Below are 2,035 nucleotides of genomic sequence, written 5' to 3'. Positions count from 1 at the left end.
AGGCGAAGCAGACATTCGCACCGTCGTCGACACGGCGCGTCTCGGCCCGGGAACCAACGCGTTCAAGACAATTCTTCAGACCGTGTCCACCTGAACCTCAGGTCAAAATGGGGCGTGGGTAATTACTCTCAACGTGCCCCAGAAAGCGCCAAAATAGTTCCTACCGAACAGGAGGAAGTCAGCCCCCTTTCACAGACCACACTGATGAAGATGTTTCATCAGGGCGGGGACGGTGTTTGGCGACTGACCGCAGGCGAGACGGACTGTGCAGAGTGCAAAGAAAACTTCCAAATGAAGCACTCCGCTCGGTGGCTCCGGCCGATGGCTGCGTTGGCTAACAACCGTGGTGGCTACATCTTCTTCGGTATCAAGGATCAAGATGCTGGTGGTGAGGCCAAGCATGAGGTCGTCGGCATGGCAAACGATGAGTTCATCAAGGCCGATCCTGCGGATTTAGCAAAGCGTGTGAAAAGCATTTTTGACCCAACTCCTCGCTTTCAAACAGCAATCTTCGAGGTTGGTGGATTTAAAGTCGGGGTCATCCATGTCGAACCACACCCAAGTCGCCCCGTTGTCGCAACCAAGACAGAAGGCAACATTTCTGAGGGAGATATCTTCTTTCGCTATCCGGGCATCTCAACCCGCATCAAATACAGTGATCTGAGAAGCCTCTTGGACGCGCGCGACACTTATGCACGGGCTGACATACTTCCAATGGTAGTTCGCTTACTCCGCCTGGGGCCAGGCCGGGCTATGATTGCGGATCTTGACGAGATGGAGCTGACAGACGGAAAGCGAGCTATCCAGATTGATCAACCAAATTTCCTTCATCAAAGAAGGCGAGTTCATTGAAAAGTCCGGATCCCCAGCCCTCCGCCTAGTCGGGGATGTCACAGCTGCCAACCCGACCCAGATCGTCAGGAAAGGCGTCATCACTCGGGCTGATATGCTCCAAGATTTCCTTGCGGACAAATGTTTAGGCGAACCCTTGGACTACATTCGGTTCGCAGTGGAAAGCACCTTCGGCGATTGGCTGCCTATAAGGTATTTTGCTCGCAAGGCAGGTCTCTCTGATAAGGATCTCATTGCCTACATCGATACCTTGCCCGTTCAACCGCCTCGCAAGGACCTGTATAGGAAGCGCCTCGCATCACCGGACACGGCTTACGCCAAACCTTCTATGCGGGTCGCCAAAACACAGAAGCGCATTCTAGATGGCGAAGCCGTACACGCCTCTGATACAAAGGCGGTGACAGAGATCGGACTGGCGATACAAGGTTTAAACCATCCTCTTTCAGTCGAAATCCCTCGCATCCGTGCTTTGCTCACCGAATGTCTGAGCGTTGTGCAAAAAGCGTCAAAAGGTGGAGCAGGTAGCGCTACTCGTCGAGCAATTGCTCGACTTGACGAGCTATTATTCTCGAATAGAAGCTCTTCTACAGAAAACTCCTGATCGGGCTAAGATCACGGTTGCTTCACGTATTTCACGCAACGCAATGTCCGATAAGTAGGGATTATCGGACATTGCTGCGGGCTCACCGACCTGTGTCTTTGATCCACTTTGGATCTCCAACGGCGTTGTGCGTGGGTATCTCAATGGTGTCGGCCGTGATCGCGTCTCAGCGGGATTAACAGAAGCCCTAGGACACGCTGTGCTCTCTTATGGTTGGGAGCAGCTGAAACTCGCAGCCTCGTCCAAGTTCCCAGCGCCAGAGTACTTCGCTACCTGCGGATAAGGGCACAGCGGGCGGGGTCGCACGACCTGCGAGCCTGCCATCTGCCGCGCCTGAAGGGAATCCGGGGCTTTGCCGCTCTCGACCCAGTTGATGAGTATCCATCCGAGCGGGGCCGCGGGATTTTGGGTGCCGCGCGTGGTAACGTCGGTTCATGGAGATCGATGAGGACAAGTGAGGTGGCTCGGTTTGGTTGAACAGCGTTTTCGGTTCGCTAAGTGGAGCGTCTGCCGGGGTTACGCTGCCGCGCGTTGCGGAAGCGGGTTGAAGTAGGCCTGATCGGGCGTGCTCCGGTCAAGGCT

Annotated in this window: 3 protein-coding genes; 2 read left to right on the top strand and 1 reads right to left on the bottom strand. The window is 54.8% G+C overall.

Annotated elements, in window-relative coordinates; all coding sequences use genetic code 11:
• The first annotated feature begins 204 nt into the window (after positions 1-204).
• Positions 205-852, top strand: a complete 648-nt coding sequence (locus FS320_RS42295; RefSeq protein ID WP_152718512.1) for an AlbA family DNA-binding domain-containing protein — start codon at positions 205-207, stop codon at positions 850-852.
• Positions 809-1,453 (top strand): hypothetical protein, encoded by a 645-nt coding sequence (locus FS320_RS42290; RefSeq protein ID WP_152718511.1) that lies wholly within the window; start codon positions 809-811, stop codon positions 1,451-1,453. Before FS320_RS42295 ends, FS320_RS42290 begins: the two co-directional genes overlap by 44 nt.
• Positions 1,454-1,660: 207 nt before the next feature.
• On the opposite strand, the gene FS320_RS51300 is transcribed toward FS320_RS42290, so the two are convergent.
• Positions 1,661-1,777, bottom strand: coding sequence for a tannase/feruloyl esterase family alpha/beta hydrolase (locus tag FS320_RS51300; protein WP_420846851.1), 117 nt, complete (start codon positions 1,775-1,777; stop codon positions 1,661-1,663).
• Positions 1,778-2,035: the final 258 nt, after the last annotated feature.

Source organism: Microvirga tunisiensis (assembly GCF_009296175.1).
Lineage (GTDB): Bacteria > Pseudomonadota > Alphaproteobacteria > Rhizobiales > Beijerinckiaceae > Microvirga > Microvirga tunisiensis.
Note: the sequence above shows the minus strand (reverse complement) of the source record. Positions and strands in the feature narration are given on the sequence as shown.

Bases quoted from the DNA above. Each gene is read 5' to 3' on its own strand.
- FS320_RS42295 (WP_152718512.1), top strand. From the start codon at position 205: ATGAAGATGTTTCATCAGGGCGGGGACGGTGTTTGGCGACTGACCGCA.
- FS320_RS51300 (WP_420846851.1), bottom strand. From the start codon at position 1,777: ATGGCAGGCTCGCAGGTCGTGCGACCCCGCCCGCTGTGCCCTTATCCG.